The sequence below is a fragment of the Mesorhizobium sp. Cs1321R2N1 genome (genome assembly GCF_037179725.1).
GTDB classification, from domain to species: domain Bacteria; phylum Pseudomonadota; class Alphaproteobacteria; order Rhizobiales; family Rhizobiaceae; genus Mesorhizobium; species Mesorhizobium salmacidum.
Genome location: NZ_JAPYKP010000051.1, coordinates 1 through 13,348, shown reverse-complemented (window position 1 = coordinate 13,348; position 13,348 = coordinate 1). Strand labels below are relative to the sequence as shown.

The window sequence follows — 13,348 nt, the reverse complement described above, 5'->3', positions numbered from 1 at the left end:
GTCGCGGCTGGCGTCAGTCGTCCAGCCGGATCGATTTTGCACCACCGATGTGCGCGCTTCCGCACTCACCGACCGACTTCGGCGGACCCATCTTGAGGTCCTCGGAGGCAGATGCTGTCCCGACACCACGAAAGGAGAAGTCATGGGAAAGCTTGAAGGTAAGGTTGCGGTCATCACGGGTGGATCGAGCGGCATGGCGCTGGCGAGCGCCAAGCGGTTCGTCGAAGAAGGCGCCTACGTTTTCATCACGGGCCGGAGGCAGGAGGCGCTGGACGAGGCCATCATGCTGATTGGCCGGAACGTGACCGGCGTGCGCGGCGATGCGGCCAATCTCGACGACCTCGACCGCCTGTTCGATACAGTCAAGCGGGAAAAGGGCAAGATCGACGTCCTGTATGCGAGCGCCGGCACGGGCGAAGCCGTCCCACTGGGCGAGATTACCGAGCAGCATTTCGATGCGACCTTCGACCTGAATACGCGCGGCACGCTGTTCACGGTTCAGAAGGCGTTGCCGCTGTTCAACGATGGCGGATCGATCCTCATGACCGGATCAGTTGCTTCGCTGAAAGGCTTTCCCGGCTACAGCGTGTATGTGGCGAGCAAGGCGGCGTTGCACGCATTCGCACGCGGGTGGCTCAACGAACTGAAGGGCAGGAATATCCGGGTGAACGTGCTGCACCCGGGGCCGATCGCCACACCGATGCAGGACCAAGTTCTCACCGAGGAGGCGAAGCAGATGTTCGAATCCCTGATCCCGCGGGGAAAGATGGGGCGTCCTGAGGAAATTGCGGCGGCCGCGCTGTTTCTTGCTTCAGACGATTCGAGCTTCGTGAATGGGCTGGAATTGTCTGTCGACGGAGGCTTCTCGGCCATCTGAAATCGCGCCGGATCGCGGGAAGCGGCTGATCGGCGGGAACCAGCGTGTCCATGGTCGAACGACTTCCGCGCTGAACGGTCGGTCCGGCCGCGCCGGAGTCGTTCACGACGGGACGTCTACGCAAGGTCGCCATAAAGCAGAACGGACAACCCCGCGCCGTTGAAGGCCGGGGAACCAATATCAACACGGATCGGAGAAGTATCATGAGCTATGCGATTGTAGGATTCGGTAAGATAGGCCAGGCCCTCGCCCACGCCTTCGCCCGTAAAAACATCGAAGTGGCCGTCGCGAGCCGCCGGCCGCCCGAGGCGCTGGCGCCGCAGGCTCGGGCGATTGGACCCACGGTCGTCGCCAAGTCGCTGCGGGACGCACTCGAGGCCGACACAATCATCTTGGCGGTCCCGTTCGGGGAGCATCGCGAGGTTGCGAAGGCCCTGCCGAGCTGGAAAGGCAAGACGGTCATCGACGCGATGAACGCGCTGGTTCCCCCTGAGGAGTTGAACGGTCTCCCGTCCTCCGCCTTCGTCGCGAAGGCGTTCACCGGCGCCAAGTTCGTGAAAGGTTTCAATCACCTGATTGCGGCCACCCTGGCTGCCGATCCGATCGTCGAGGGCGGACACCGGGTCGTCTTTCTGTCGAGCGACGACGAGGACGCGATGGCTCCCGTGGCGGCCCTGGCCAAACAACTCGGGTTCGCACCCGTCAAGCTGGGAAAGCTCAACGAGGGTGGCGCGCTGGTGCACGCACGCGGCCGCGTTTGGGGCCAGCTCATCTTCCAGGATTTGTTCAAGAAGGAGCAATGACCGGTGTACGACCATGTAATTTGGCCCGAGCGGTATGATCCGGGAACGTCGACTCTCTACGCGCTCAACGACATCGACGTGAAGGCGCCCCCTGAAGTGGTTTGGAAGCTGCTCGTCGACGCCGAGAATTGGTCGAGCTACTTTCCAGCCGAGGATCAGGTCAAGGTTCTGACCGACGATCCGGAACTTGCGCTCGGAACCAAGTATAGCCGGGTGACGGTGATTCCCGATGAGTCTGGTGGTGACGGAATGCGAGCCCTTCCGCAGGCTTGCGTGGGCGACGACCGTCGATGGCGACGAGACCGGCTCGAGCGCGTACCACGGCTGGGTCATCACTCCCACCAGCGATGGTTGTCATGTGCTGACCGAGGAGACACAGCAAGGCCCCTGGTTCCTCGAGGAGCTCGGACGCAAGCATCCCGGTGCGCTCTACCGCTATCACCAGGAATGGGTCGAAAGCCTCGCCCGCGCGGCGGAGGCGGAAGTCGCGAATAAGGCAGGTTAGCCCGTTTATCCTGAAGCTTGGGCGGCCCTGCCGCCTAGGCATTAACTCATTGAGCGCAGCGATGGCTGTGCCGGCCAAGGTTGGAGATGAATGAAATGAATATCGACCTCAAAGGTAAAAAGGCGATCGTCACCGGGTCGACGGCAGGCATCGGGCGCGCCACCGCAGAGGGTTTAGCTCGTGCCGGGGCGTCGGTCGTCATTAATGGCCGTGGAAATGCCCGGGTCGACGAGGCGGTGCGGCAGATGCGCCAGTCTTTCCCGGACAGCGAGATCTCCGGCGTCGCCGCCGATCTGTCGACCGCGGAGGGCGCCGACACATTCTTCGCGCAAGCGCCCGACGCCGATATACTCGTGAACAACGTCGGTACGGCTCACATCCGGGACTATAACAGCGTCGAGGACATCGCCAATATCCCCGACGAGGACTGGCTTGGCCTGTTCCAGCTGAACGTCATGAGCGGCGTGCGCATGACGCGCCACTACCTGCCGCGCATGGTGGCGAAGGGCTGGGGCCGCGTGGTGTTCGTGAGCAGCGAGTCCGCAGTCAACATTCCCAAGGAGATGCTCGACTATGGCATGACCAAGACCGCGCAGTTGGCGGTCTCGCGCGGTCTTGCCGAGGCGGTCGCGGGCACGGGCGTCACCGTCAACGCCGTCCTGCCGGGACCTACCCGGTCTGAGATCCTGGGTGACTTCATGGCGAAGCAGGCTGAGGCAACCGGAATCACGCAAGAGGAAACCGAGCAAGGCTTCTTGAGGGCGATGCGTCCGACCACCCTCATCCAGCGGTTCGCGACCACCGACGAGGTCGCCAACATGATCATCTATGTGTGCTCGGAGCAGGCCTCCGCAACCACTGGCGCGGCTCTGCGCGTGGATGGCGGCGTGGTCCGCTTCGTCGCCTAAGCGTCTAGGGCGTCAGTACGAGATCGCGTGTAAACCACTGAATCGATAGGGATCTTCCTTAGCAACACCCTCCCCTCACTCGATTGTTTTGAGACCAGCTATGTCATTGATCTAGATGGCCCCCACGACTGTTTCCAGCCGCGGGGGCGTCGGGATAACGTCCCGGAAACCCGTGGTCAGATGTTGGCGAGCAATTCGTTGACTCGGCTTTCCATGTCCGCAAGCGCGGCATCGACGTCTTTCTGGCCAGTGATTGCAGCGCTCATCTCTTCGCCGACAATGTCCTGGATCGCAAACTGACGCTGCACCGCTGACGGCAGCGGCCTGCCGAGATCGGAGATGGCGGCAATCGTGTTGCGATGCGGCAGCGCCTTGAAGGCGTCCGAGGTGATGATGGCCTTGTATGCCGGCAGGTGACCGGTGCGCGACCATTCGAAGTCGTTGTCGGCGAAGAACTTCAGGAACTTGCCTATGGCCGCGGTCTGTTCAGGCGTGCGGTCCTTCTGCGAGACTGCCCAGGTGTGGCCATCGGCATATTGCGCATGGGCGCCGCCAAACAGCTGCGGATACGGGTAGACCGCGTAGCCGCCCTTGTTGAGCGCCGTGCCCTTGGTTTCGGACTGGGCATTGTTGTCGCCGACAACCCACGTGCCGTTGAGCTGAACGCCACCGTCACCGGCAAGGAAGGCGTTGATAGCGCCGCCGTAGTCGAGGTCCTTGGTGGTGTAGCCCTTGTCGAAGATCGCCTTGTACATCTCGACGACCTTCTTGGCTTCCGGCGTATTCAGCTTCACATGCTTGGGATCGGCAAAAAAGTCGGAATCCTGCTGGAAGAGATAGGTGTAGAGATTGCGCGTGTAGAGTGCCGTCTCATTAGCCAGGTTTTGAACGAAGTAGGGCTTGCCGGTCTTCTGTTTGAACTGTTCGGCCTGGGCGAGCAGTTCCTCAGGCGATTTCGGAAGCATCGGAGTGCCGTCGGCATTGACGAGACCGGCCTGTTTGAAGAGATCCATATTGATGTGATAGAGCATCGTCCAGCTGTCGATCGGCAAGCCGTAGATCTTGCCGTCTTTGGTGGCGCCGGTGCGCGCTGCGTCCGTGAAGGCTTCAGGTGTGACGCCGACGGACTTCAAGAGATCATCGAGTGGCATCAACAGGCCCTTGGACTGATAATCCGACAGCGCGGATTCGTGGATCGTGACGATGTCTGGAGCATCGCCCGAAGCGAACTGCGCAGTCAGCTGGTCATAGCCCGGCCATTCCACGGTGGTGACATTGACGTGCACGTCGGGATTGTCGGCGTTGAACTTGTTGATCAGCGAGGTGATGATGCCGCATTCGCCAACGGCCTTGCCGACATCGGTGTTGGTGCCGAAGTTGGCATCGCAGGCACCGAAGAAGCGCTGAACGGTCAGTTCCGTCGCTGCAAGGCTCGGGCTGGCGAGCATCATTACCCCCGCGGAGACCGCGGCAAACAGTGTTTTCTGCATTTTCATTTCAGTTCCTCCTACTGAGTTTCCGCCGCTCCACCCTGGATTGGCTTCATGCTTTTCCATCGCCGCGGCGCACTCCCCCGCCGCCTGCCGTCGGGCAATTTCGTTATCGGACCGCGGCGCCAGAGACGGCCGTGACGATGTATTTCTGGAAAAAGAGGTAGACGATGAGGATCGGCGCGCCGGCGAACACCGCCTGCGCCATCAGGAAGCCGATGCCTTCAGACTGGGCGAAATTGGTCTGCGTCGAAGCCATACCGACGGTCAGCGTGTACATGTCCTTCTTGGTTGCCGAGATCAGCGGCCACAAGTAGTCGTTCCACGCGCCAAGGAAGGTGAAGATGCCGAGGGTCGCCTGTGCAGGCACCGTGAGTGGCAAAAGCACCTTCCAGAAAATCCTGAACCGGCTGGCATTGTCCAGCATGGCGGCTTCGTCCAGCTCCTTCGGGATGGCCTTGAAATATTGGGTCATCAGGAAGACGCCGAACGAAGCCGACAGGCCGGGGAGAATGAGGCCGTGATAGGTGTTGTGGAACTTCAGTATGCTGAAGATCTGGTGGCGGGCGACAAGCACGGCCTGTTCCGGAACCGCCAGACCGAAGAGCACGATCACGAACAGGACGTTTCGGCCGGGAAAGTTCAGCCGTGCAAAACCGTAGCCGGCGAGCGATGACAAAACCAGCGTGCCGAGTGTCAATCCGCCCGAGACGATGATGCTGTTGCCCACCCAGAGGAATACCGACGAGGTGCCGATGGTGTTGAGGTAGTTCTTGAGGGTGTAGGGCGCGTGAAACACCGAATTCGGATCGGCCATCAGCTCGGCATTTTCCTTGAGCGACAGGCCGATGACCCACAGAACCGGGGCGATCATGACGATCGAAAGCAGGATGACGAGGGCCAACAACACGCGGTCGCCAAATGCCCGCCCCTTGATGGAAGTGGCTGGAGCACTCATGCCCGGTCTGCCTTGTTGCGTGCGACGAGGTACTGGGCCATGGCCGCGATCAGGATGAGGATGAACAGGATCTCCGATGCCGCGGCGCCCATGCCGAGATCCCAGCGGCGGAATGCGGTGTCATAGATATAGAGCACGATCGGCTTGGTCAGGTTGTTGGGACCGCCGCGCGTCATCAGCCAGGCTTGGCCGAACAGCTGGAATTGCAGCACGATCTGGATGATGATCACCAGGACGAAACTGCGTTTGATCGACGGCAGCGTGATCGAGCGCAAGGTCTGCCAGCGATTGGCATTGTCGAGGGCCGCCGCTTCGTAGATATCCTGCGGGATCTGCTGCAGGGCCGAGAGAAAGAGCATCATCGGCAGGCCGATGCACCACCAGACAGTGGCAATGGCGATACCGATCATGGCAAGGCTTGGATCGGAAATGAAGGCTGGGGCGGCGGCACCAAACCATCCGTAGATCGTCGACAGCAGGCCGACATTCGGAATGAACACGATGCGCCAGATCAGTGTGACGATGGTAACCGACAGCACCGAGGAGGAAAAGAACAGGGTCCGCAGCACAGCGGCAGTGCGCGTGCGGCGGTTGAGGCAAAGCGCGAGGAAAAGGCCGATCAGAGCCAGCGTCGGCACCGTCAGGAGCACGAAGTAAAAGGTGTTCCAGACCGATTGCAGGAACACCTTGTCGTTAAACAGCCTGATATAGTTGCCGAGACCGACAAAATTTCCGGATGAGAAAGTGTCGGCCTTGTGGAAGCTCAGCCACATCCCCCAAAGGAGCGGGAAGATGAGCAGCGTTGTAAAGAAGAACAGGAATGGCGCGACGAAAATGAAATTTCGCCATTGCGGCGCGTAGATATCGACGCTTGGGGCCCTGACGCCGGCGGCCGGCGTCGAGGTCCGCGGGATCGTCAAACCGTCGGCCACGTCAGGCCTCCCTCGCGTGCCAGGCGCGGCCTGTCTCGTTGAACAGATGCGATTTCTGGCCATCGAAGGCTAGTCCGACCTTGTGGCCAACGGCGACGCGGCTGTTGCCGACATCGGAGCCGACGATCTGCTGGCCATCCCCCAGCCGTGCGTAGATCAAGGTGCGTTCGCCGAGCCGCTCGAGCACATCGACCACGCCGTCGGTATTGCCCTGCCCTGCAGCAACGATGCGGACATCTTCGGAACGGATGCCGAAGCTGTGCTTGCCACCGGTCAACTGGCTGGAGGCGATCTCGGTGCGAACCGACATTCCCTCCGCAAACCTGACCGTGGCGTTCCCAGCCGATCTGTCGACTGTCGCCTCGACAAAATTCATCGCCGGTGCGCCGACGAAGCCTGCGACGAATTTGGTCGCGGGGCGTTCGTAGATCTCCATGGGAGAGCCTATTTGCTCGATCCTGCGATTGTTCATGACGACGATGCGGTCGGCGAGCGTCATCGCCTCGACCTGGTCGTGGGTGACGAAAATCATTGTCGATTGCAAGCGCTGGTGAAGCTGGGCAAGTTCGATGCGTGTGCGGGTCCGCAAAGCCGCATCGAGATTGGAGAGCGGCTCGTCGAACAGGAACGCCTTCGGCTCCTTTACGATCGCGCGGCCAATGGCCACGCGCTGGCGCTGGCCGCCCGAGAGCTGGCCCGGCTTGCGCTCGAGCAAGTGAGCCATTTCGAGGATGCGGGCGGCTTCGTTGATCCGCGCGTCAATGACTTCGCGCGACATGCCGATATTCTCGAGCCCGAAGGCCATGTTGTCGCGCACGCTCATATGCGGATAAAGCGCATAGGACTGAAACACCATGGCAATGCCGCGCTTACCCGGCGGCAGATGATCGATACGCTCGTTGTTGATGGCGATCTCGCCGCTATCAACAGTTTCGAGGCCCGCGATCATTCGCAGAAGCGTCGATTTCCCGCATCCGGACGGCCCGAGAAACACGATGAATTCGCGTGCCTTGATGGAGAGCGACAGATCCTCCAGCACCGCCATGGCACCGAAATGCTTGCTCACATTCCTGATTTCGATATCGGCCGTCACGTCGACGCTCCTCCTCAGCGCATGAACTTTTCGATAGTCCGCCCGAGGTCAGAGTTTCAGGCGGATCATCTGGTAGGAATAGGCCGGCAGCGATAGGCCCAGTCTGCCGCCAGCCACCGAGGCGCCCTCCCCCTTCTTGGGGCCGACATTGCCGGGGTTCCCGGCCGAATTGACGGCTTTCAAATCCGCGTGCGTTATCACCTGGTGATCAACGACGTCAGCCGCGCCGAAACCGCTGATGTCGACCACGGTTTCGATCGCCTCGCTCGAATGGCGGTTGACGGCGAAGAAGGTGACATGGCCGGTTTTGATGTCATGCACGCCGGCCACGTCGACGCAGGAAACCTCACCCGCCACGGTGGACTTGTAGGTCGGGCTGTCCAGCTTGAGATCCAGTGCATTGCCACGACCGTAGATCGAGGCATAGAGATAGGGATAGAATATCGTCTGGCGCCATGCCGGGCCATCCGGAACGGTCATGATCGGCGCGATGACGTTCACCAGCTGCGCCAGGCAGGCGATCTTGACCACATCGGATCGACGGATGAAGGTGTTGAGGATCAGGCCAACCTGCAGCACGTCCTCGAAATTGTAGATGTCTTCGAGCAATGGTGGGGCGAAGGGCCAGCCGTCATTGCCGCCAAGGATCTTCTTGTCCTGCTCTTTGGAATGATACCAGACGTTCCATTCGTCGAACGAGATGTAGACCTGCTTGTTGGAGCGCTTCTTGGCCTTGATATACTCGATGACGCCGGCGACCGAGACGATGTAGCCATCGAGCTTCTCGTTCATCGCGAGATAATTCGGCGCGTCATTGGCTTCATTGTCGAAATACATGTGCAGCGAGATATAGTCGACCTCGTTATAGGTATGGTCGAGAACGGTCGCCTCCCATTCAGGATAGGTTGGCATCTTGGCATTCGAAGAGCCGCAGACCACCAGTTCGAGCGACTTGGAAAAAGCGCGCATGGCCTTGGCGGTCTCATGGGCCAGGCGGCCATACTCGTCGGCGGTCTTGTGGCCGATCTGCCAGGGGCCGTCCATTTCGTTGCCGAGGCACCACAGCTTGACGTCGAAGGGCTCCTTGCGGCCGTTGGCGATACGCTTGTCGCTCCACTCACTTCCGCCTGGATGATTGGTGTATTCCAGAAAGTTGCGGGCTTCATCGAGGCCACGTGAGCCGAGATTGACGGCAAGCATCATCTCGGTGTTGGCGGACGCGCACCAATTGGCAAATTCATGCAGGCCGACTTCGTTGCTTTCCGACGTGTGCCAGGCGAGGTCGAGGCGCACCGGGCGTTCTTCCTTGGGGCCGACACCGTCCTCCCAATTGTAAGCTGACACGAAATTGCCGCCGGGATAGCGGACGATCGGAACGTTGAGTTCCCTGACGAGATCAATGACGTCTTGACGCATGCCGTTGGTATCTGCCGTCGGATGGCCGGGCTCATAGATGCCGGTGTAGACCGCCCGCCCAAGATGCTCGATAAACGATCCGTAGAGCCTCGGATCGATTTCCGAGACGACATAGTGCGGATGCGCCGTTATGGCTGCCTTCATGCAATTCCTCCCTAAATATCACAAATGATGATTTAAATCATCTTACTCGATATCAAAGAGAAGCGGCATCCATTCGTCAAGCGAAAACCATCAAAAGTCTGACAATTGATCGACAGCCTCGGGCGTAAATGGAATCAATATATTGAAATCGCTGCGTTATTTTTTAGACCCGATTTGATGATTATCAACCGGTTTTGATCCTGAGCAGGATGTCCTGATCGTAATTTCCAAATCCCTTGCCGAAAATATTAATGCCGCCGGGACGCTTGGCATCGTCCTTGACGCCAATACGGACCCGGATTGAATGATGGCCCTTGAGGTCGAGGGCGGCGAGGCTGGCTTCTGAAATCCTGACACCGTCGACATAGGTGCCGTCGGTGGAAATTCGCCAGTTCTTCAGCTTGCCATATTGCGAGCCCTTGAGCTTCCACCAGGAGGGCGTGAAGACGCCGCGCTTGTCGCCGAAATCGCCGGGTGACGTCCACGTTCCGACATCGACGCCATTGATCGTCAGCGTGATGTCGGAGGGCCAATCGGCGCTGGTGCCAGGCACTTCCGAGGACAGCTCGGTCACCAGTTCGAGTTCGGTAATCTCGGCATTGGCGAGCTTGGCATTGTTGGGGAACTGGTATTCGACAAAGCCGCGCGTGAACCACAACAGACCAGCCTTCATGCGGTCCGGATCGAGGAAGGTGTTGGGCACATCGAGGAGACCGATGATCCCGTCCGGCGAGCAGAGACCGCAGGGCGCGGTGACCTCGAATCCAGTGTAGAGCCCAATCGGCATCGACACTTCGATCGCGTCGTTCTTGAGCGAACGATATTCGCTCTTGAAGACCACGAGCACTTCCTCAGCGGTCGGATAGCAGATCTTTTGGCTGCCCTTCTTCGCCTTCTGGTTCTCGGTGCGGATCAGGCCAGCATCCTCGAGCACCTGTATATTGGTCGAGACCGTCGACTGCGGCAGCGACAGCAGGGCGGCGATGTCATTGACATTCATCGGCCCTTTCTCATGCAGCAGTTTCAGCATCGAGATGCGCGCCGAAGAGGCCAGCCCCTTGAGCACGGCCATGCCTTCCTCAGGTTCGATCACCAGAAAATTGCGACTCATCGATTGGCCAGTCTATACGAAATCCATATCCGAAATTGCCCCTGTATATCTTGGAATCTGATTTAATCAATGCGCTGACCGCCTCCAAGTCACTTTTATTGATCGCAACCGTGCGGCGGGTTCCTTCCTCGGGACCTTCGTACGCCTGCCGGTGCCCGAAACTCTTCACGCCCGAAACTCTTCACGAAAGCGGAATGACAGCGCAACAGCATCGGGATGGCGATAGCGGCATGGAACGCTGGAGGTCTCGTCCTGACCCTCGGACTCGGGGGGTCCCTTACCGCACGACATGCCAATTCAACGCAATTGGCGGGCCTATGCTCAGCACCGGTCCGACCAGAGCAGCAAAAAGCTTGCGTACTTGGTATGCTGGTATAATATGTAGATGGTATGGTGTCTTTCGAAAAGAGCCATCGTCACGGAATGAACAGACGAGCCGATCAGGTCGGCCGGTGTTTTTGGGAGGAGATATCATGAAGTTTTCAATTGTGGCGGCGCTTGCCGGCGCCGCGCTAGCCAGTGTTTCGGTTTTGCCGGTGATGGCATCGCCGGACGCACCGGTGATCGCACTCGCCAACGCCTATTACGGCAACACCTGGCGGCACCAAATGGTGGAGGCTTTCGAGACCTCGGCCAAGGAAGCCAAGGCGGCCGGTCAGATCGCCGACTACATCGTCATGAACGGTGACGGCTCGGTGGCGCAACAGAACAGCCAGATCGCCGAACTGATCCTCAAGAAGGTCGACGTGCTCGCCGTCGACGCCGCCTCGGAGACCGCGGTCAACGGCATCATCGAAAAGGCCTGCAAGGCCGGCATCATCGTGGTTTCCTTCGATTCGGTTGCTTCGGCGCCCTGCAACTACCAGCTCAACTTCGACTTCAAGGGCTACAAGGCGGCCCAGGCCGAAGCCGTCTTCAAGATGATCGGCGGCAAGGGCAACGTCATCCAAGTGCGCGGCGTGAAGGGGTCGGCGCCCGACAACGACATGTTCAACGCGCAGCAGTCGGTGCTGGCAAAATATCCCGACATCAAGGTTGTCGCCACCGTCTATGGTCAGGCGACGGCCTCGGTCGCGCAGGCGGCGATCGCCAACGTCCTGCCCTCGCTGCCACATATCGACGCCGTGCTCGGCCAAGGCGGCAGCGACGATGTCGGCATTGCTCAGGCCTTCGTCCAATATGGCGGTGATTATGCCGGCAAGATGCCGATCATCGAAGGCGGCGGCGGCACCGACTTCGTCAAATGGTGGGCCGAGGAGAATGCCAAGAACAGCTACCAGACGGTCTCGATGAACACCACGCCGGGCATTGGCGGCGCCGCATTCTGGCTCGGCCTTTCGCTGCTCAAGGGCGGCAAGGCACCGAAGCTGATGATCATGCCGGTGGCGACCGTCGATGCCAGCAATCTCAAGGAGTATGCGAAGCTGCCGGGGGGCCAGATCATCAGCCCCAGCTATTCGCTCGACTGGGTCAAGCAGAACCTGCTCAGCAAGTAAGGCTGTTGTTGCCAAGGACCGGGCGCCGCCAGACGGCCGCGCCCGGTCCTCGCCCGTAAAGAACGGAGGACGAATGTCCCATCTTGCCGTAGCCGGTCCGGAAGGCGCAGCCGCTACGATACCCGACATCAGGCCTAACGTCGTCTCGCTGTCGCGGATCACCAAGAGCTTCGGGCCGACGCTGGCGAACGCGCAGATCGACCTCGCCGTCTCGGCCGGTGAAATCATCGGCCTGGTCGGCGGCAACGGCGCCGGCAAGTCGACACTGATGCGCATCCTGTGCGGGGCGACGTCGCCGACCCTCGGCTCGATTTCGTTCGCCGGACAAGGCGCGAGCTTCGGCGCCTATGACACGGCGGAGGCGCAAAGGCGCGGCATCCGCATGGTTCATCAGGAACTGTCGCTGTGCGCCAACCTTTCCGTCGCCGAGAACTTCTTCCTGGAGACACCCGGCGACGCGGCCAACCGGCCGGGCTGGCGCGCACTCTACAGGGACCGCGCCCGCGCAGCGCTGGACGCCGTCTTTCACGCCAACGGCATCGATGTGAACGCCGAAGTCGGCCATCTCTCCATCGCCGAGCGGCAGATGGTCGAGATCGCGCGCGCCGCCGCCACGCCCGGCGTCAAGCTGATCGTGCTCGACGAGCCGACCTCCTCGCTCGACCTCGACCGCTCCAGACAGTTGCGGGCCTTTATTCGTGAGCGTGCCAAATCCGGCTTCGCCTTCATCTTCATCAGCCACAAGCTGCAGGAAATCATCGACATCGCCACGCAGGTGATGGTGCTGCGCAACGGACGCACCGCCTGGCGCGGCGATGTCGCCGACACCTCGATCGGCCAACTGGTGCAGCTCATGGGCGGCGACGCCAATTCAATCCACCAGCACAGCGCCGCCGCCGCCAGCAGCGGTGAGGCGCTGGTTAAATTGTCCGGTTCCCTGACCGCCGGACTCGGCCGCGATATCGAGATCGGCCGCGGCGAGATCATCGGACTGGCGGGGCTCGAGGGCAGCGGCCAGAAGGAGTTGCTGCACGCCATCCTCGAGCCGGATTCTACCGGGGGAACCGCGATCACCAGGAGCGGCGATGCCGGTTTCATTGCCGGCGACCGCCAGAAGGAAGGCGTGTTCCCGCTGTGGAGCGTGCTTGGAAACATCAGCATCGGCAGCCTTGCCCGCCGTCCGGCACTGGGCCTTGTTTCGGAACGCGCCTGCCGCGAGGCGGCGGGCGTCGCAGCCGGCCGGTTGCGGCTCGACGACAAACGCTTCGGCTCCAACATCCTCGAACTCAGCGGCGGCAACCAGCAGAAGGCGCTGGTTGCCCGCGCGCTCGTCGCCGACACGCCGATCCTGCTGCTCGACGATCCGACGCGCGGCGTCGACATTGCCACGAAACAAGACTTCTACAGGCTCTGCAACGAGATCGCGCACAATGGTCGCACGCTGGTCTGGCACACGACCGAAGATGCCGAGCTTTTGGCCTGCGACCGCGTGCTGGTGTTTTCAGGCGGGCGCATCGTCAAGGAATTGAGCGGCGAAGCGATCACGGAATCGGCCGTCGTCGGCGCATCCTTTGCCCAGCAGGCGGACACCCGTGCCGGCGCGGGGCACAGCGCC

The 13,348-nt window shown here is 60.6% G+C and carries 12 protein-coding genes and 1 pseudogene; 7 read left to right on the top strand and 6 right to left on the bottom strand.

Annotated elements, in window-relative coordinates; all coding sequences use genetic code 11:
- The first annotated feature begins 142 nt into the window (after positions 1 to 142).
- The 5 genes and pseudogenes from O7A61_RS15305 (at position 143) to O7A61_RS15285 (ending at position 3,093) form a co-directional block, all read left to right on the top strand.
- The gene (locus O7A61_RS15305) at positions 143 to 877 is read left to right on the top strand and encodes an SDR family NAD(P)-dependent oxidoreductase (protein WP_337130499.1); all 735 of its coding nucleotides are present in this window, start codon (positions 143 to 145) and stop codon (positions 875 to 877) included.
- A 203-nt stretch (positions 878 to 1,080) separates the two neighbouring features.
- Positions 1,081 to 1,680 (top strand): NADPH-dependent F420 reductase, encoded by a 600-nt coding sequence (locus O7A61_RS15300; RefSeq protein WP_337130498.1) that lies wholly within the window; start codon positions 1,081 to 1,083, stop codon positions 1,678 to 1,680.
- 3 nt (positions 1,681 to 1,683) lie between these two features.
- Positions 1,684 to 1,824 (top strand): annotated as a pseudogene (locus O7A61_RS15295) (SRPBCC domain-containing protein); the annotation flags it as partial.
- An 85-nt stretch (positions 1,825 to 1,909) separates the two neighbouring features.
- A complete protein-coding gene (locus O7A61_RS15290) occupies positions 1,910 to 2,185 on the top strand; it encodes a hypothetical protein (protein WP_337130514.1) in 276 nt (91 codons plus the stop codon).
- Positions 2,186 to 2,280: 95 nt separating this feature from the next.
- Complete coding sequence (locus O7A61_RS15285) at positions 2,281 to 3,093, top strand: SDR family NAD(P)-dependent oxidoreductase (RefSeq protein WP_337130497.1); 813 nt, start codon at positions 2,281 to 2,283, stop codon at positions 3,091 to 3,093.
- Positions 3,094 to 3,269: 176 nt separating this feature from the next.
- On the opposite strand, the gene O7A61_RS15280 is transcribed toward O7A61_RS15285, so the two are convergent.
- The 6 genes from O7A61_RS15280 to O7A61_RS15255 all read right to left on the bottom strand — a co-directional run bounded on the left by O7A61_RS15280 (position 3,270) and on the right by O7A61_RS15255 (position 10,237).
- Positions 3,270 to 4,583, bottom strand: a complete 1,314-nt coding sequence (locus O7A61_RS15280) for an ABC transporter substrate-binding protein (RefSeq protein ID WP_337130512.1) — start codon at positions 4,581 to 4,583, stop codon at positions 3,270 to 3,272.
- Between the two features lie 109 nt (positions 4,584 to 4,692).
- Entirely contained in the window at positions 4,693 to 5,541 is an 849-nt protein-coding gene (locus O7A61_RS15275) for a carbohydrate ABC transporter permease (protein ID WP_337130496.1), read from the bottom strand.
- Complete coding sequence (locus O7A61_RS15270) at positions 5,538 to 6,473, bottom strand: carbohydrate ABC transporter permease (RefSeq protein ID WP_442921074.1); 936 nt, start codon at positions 6,471 to 6,473, stop codon at positions 5,538 to 5,540. Before O7A61_RS15270 ends, O7A61_RS15275 begins: the two co-directional genes overlap by 4 nt.
- A 1-nt stretch (position 6,474) precedes the next feature.
- Positions 6,475 to 7,566 carry an ABC transporter ATP-binding protein gene (locus tag O7A61_RS15265; protein ID WP_337130495.1) on the bottom strand — a complete coding sequence of 364 codons (1,092 nt, stop codon included), beginning with the start codon at positions 7,564 to 7,566 and terminating at the stop codon, positions 6,475 to 6,477.
- Positions 7,567 to 7,614: 48 nt separating this feature from the next.
- Positions 7,615 to 9,126 (bottom strand): arabinosylfuranosidase ArfA, encoded by a 1,512-nt coding sequence (arfA, locus tag O7A61_RS15260; RefSeq protein ID WP_337130494.1) that lies wholly within the window; start codon positions 9,124 to 9,126, stop codon positions 7,615 to 7,617.
- 184 nt (positions 9,127 to 9,310) lie between these two features.
- Positions 9,311 to 10,237, bottom strand: a complete 927-nt coding sequence (locus tag O7A61_RS15255) for an ArsR/SmtB family transcription factor (RefSeq protein ID WP_337109004.1) — start codon at positions 10,235 to 10,237, stop codon at positions 9,311 to 9,313.
- A 473-nt stretch (positions 10,238 to 10,710) separates the two neighbouring features.
- Between O7A61_RS15255 and O7A61_RS15250 the strand changes: the two genes are divergently transcribed.
- Positions 10,711 to 11,733 carry an ABC transporter substrate-binding protein gene (locus O7A61_RS15250; protein WP_337130493.1) on the top strand — a complete coding sequence of 341 codons (1,023 nt, stop codon included), beginning with the start codon at positions 10,711 to 10,713 and terminating at the stop codon, positions 11,731 to 11,733.
- Between the two features lie 73 nt (positions 11,734 to 11,806).
- Positions 11,807 to 13,348 (top strand): sugar ABC transporter ATP-binding protein (locus tag O7A61_RS15245; RefSeq protein ID WP_337130492.1); only part of this gene is annotated, 1,542 nt, incomplete at its 3' end.

Excerpts from the sequence above, each read along its gene's own strand:
- O7A61_RS15280 (WP_337130512.1), bottom strand. The coding sequence starts at position 4,583 with ATGCAGAAAACACTGTTTGCCGCGGTCTCCGCGGGGGTAATGATGCTC.
- O7A61_RS15250 (WP_337130493.1), top strand. The coding sequence starts at position 10,711 with ATGAAGTTTTCAATTGTGGCGGCGCTTGCCGGCGCCGCGCTAGCCAGT.
- O7A61_RS15275 (WP_337130496.1), bottom strand. The coding sequence starts at position 5,541 with ATGAGTGCTCCAGCCACTTCCATCAAGGGGCGGGCATTTGGCGACCGC.
- O7A61_RS15285 (WP_337130497.1), top strand. The coding sequence starts at position 2,281 with ATGAATATCGACCTCAAAGGTAAAAAGGCGATCGTCACCGGGTCGACG.
- O7A61_RS15290 (WP_337130514.1), top strand. The coding sequence starts at position 1,910 with ATGAGTCTGGTGGTGACGGAATGCGAGCCCTTCCGCAGGCTTGCGTGG.
- O7A61_RS15255 (WP_337109004.1), bottom strand. The coding sequence starts at position 10,237 with ATGAGTCGCAATTTTCTGGTGATCGAACCTGAGGAAGGCATGGCCGTG.
- O7A61_RS15305 (WP_337130499.1), top strand. The coding sequence starts at position 143 with ATGGGAAAGCTTGAAGGTAAGGTTGCGGTCATCACGGGTGGATCGAGC.
- arfA (WP_337130494.1), bottom strand. The coding sequence starts at position 9,126 with ATGAAGGCAGCCATAACGGCGCATCCGCACTATGTCGTCTCGGAAATC.
- O7A61_RS15300 (WP_337130498.1), top strand. The coding sequence starts at position 1,081 with ATGAGCTATGCGATTGTAGGATTCGGTAAGATAGGCCAGGCCCTCGCC.